The 1,780-nt window shown below is 54.4% G+C and carries 2 protein-coding genes; both read right to left on the reverse strand.

Features of this window, described 5'->3' with window-relative positions; all coding sequences use genetic code 11:
* Positions 1 to 1,249 (reverse strand): ion transporter (locus tag ACOYNV_RS28185; protein ID WP_422903138.1); only part of this gene is annotated, 1,249 nt, incomplete at its 3' end.
* A 10-nt stretch (positions 1,250 to 1,259) separates the two neighbouring features.
* Positions 1,260 to 1,780 (reverse strand): hypothetical protein (locus ACOYNV_RS28190; RefSeq protein ID WP_422903139.1); only part of this gene is annotated, 521 nt, incomplete at its 5' end.

The following is a 1,780-nucleotide window of genomic DNA, read 5'->3' on the forward strand; positions in this document are numbered from 1 at the left end:
ATTGGTCGCTGAAGGCTGACGACAGCAGGGCGGCCGGGATGGCGAAAATGCCGATGCCCAAGAGCGCCAGGATGATGGTCATGACGCGACCCATGGGCGTTATGGGCGAAATATCACCATAGCCCACGGATGCCAATGTGATGACGGCCCAATAAATGGATTGCGGGATATTTTCAAATTTTTCAGGTTGTGCCTCATGCTCAAACAGGTAGCCCAGGCTGGCTGTCAGCACCACCAGCAACATCATCACGAAAGCCGATGCGGCAAGTACGGGCCATTCGCGCACGATCACTTTGGTCAGGGTTTTTGTTGCTCCGGTATAGCGCGTGAGTTTGAGCAAGCGCAGCAGACGAAATACCCGCAAAAAGCGCAGGTCGAACAAGTGGTGCAGGAAAGCCTCCAGGTAGAAGGGGAGGATGGCCAGGAAGTCGATCACCGAGGATGTCTCACCGGCCTGCTTCAGGCGTCCACCCAAGGCGTGCTGAAAACGTGGCTCTTCAACACAGCAGTACAGGCGCATGCAATATTCGAGGGTAAAAACCCCTACCGCAACCGCATCGAGGATGATGAACTGAATGTTCAGCAGATAGTGAATGCTCTGAACTGACTCCAATACCACTGCCACCACCGAGATAACCACCCACAATGCGATAAAGGTGTCGAAGAGACCGTGCAGCGCGCCGCCGAATTCACTCGGAAATACAAGGGCATGCATCTTCTGGCGGAAAGTCCGCCCTCGATTGGCAACAACAAAATGTTTGATCGCGGGTATCAGCACGCGGAAAAGCTTCAGGATTCGGAGCAAACGCAAGAATCGCAGCATCCGCAGATCCACCGGAATAAAGGCTTGCAGGTAAAACGGAGCTACTGCCAGGAAATCAATGACGGCAAACGGACTGAAGACGTAGCGCAAATGGGAATAGCCCTTGCCCTTGAACTCGTGGTCTTCTGGCGCCAGGTACAGTCTGAGAAAGTACTCGAAGGTAAATATCGCCACCGAAAAGATGTCGAATGCATGAAACAGAACTTTGTTGGGTTCATAGATCGCGGGAATGTGTTCAAACAGGAGAGCAAACAGGTTCGTAACGATGAGGATCGCGATCCAGCGGTCTATAGTCTTTTGGTAGTTTCCCTCTACATTGGGATCCAGTAGCCAGCTGTAAATCCACTTGCGCAGGGGCAGGCCGTGCGGGATATCGGCCCGGTGGTTGTAACCATGAATGATTGGCAGGTTGGTGGCGGGTTCCATGGTTTATCCCTCAGAATTCGAGTTCGGCAATGCGAATCGGATATGCACCCTTGTCACATACCGTGATCCGGATTTGAACTTTTTGGTCGATCGGATCGGATTCGGCCAATGGTGAATTGATGGTTGGTATGGCTGAACCGGGCGGTGTTGGCTGTATTTTTTCCAGTACCAAGCTGCCGGCGAGCTGCCTGTCAGTCATATCACACTTGGCCACCAGGGCAATCGGCTTTTGGCTAAACGGATTGACCATATTGGTCAACGGTCCACCCTGTGTCGTCAGCGCTTTCAGGCAGGGCCCCCAGGTACGCGGCGTTGCTGCCAGCGTTGGGCTGGTGGGTGACATCGGCGTCAGTGGGTCGGACTTCACAACGGATTTGACTTCGGCATTTGGTTCGGCACTGGGGCTGGGATTGACGGGTGCTGCTTGCGTCGCCACCGGCGTGACAACCGGCAGGGCGCTAACACTGCAGGAAGCCGGCTCGTAGCCTGCTTTTCCGCGATCCTGGGCGGCTTGCGCAAACCACTTTGCCC

The organism is Propionivibrio sp. (assembly GCF_049316945.1).
GTDB lineage: Bacteria > Pseudomonadota > Gammaproteobacteria > Burkholderiales > Rhodocyclaceae > Propionivibrio.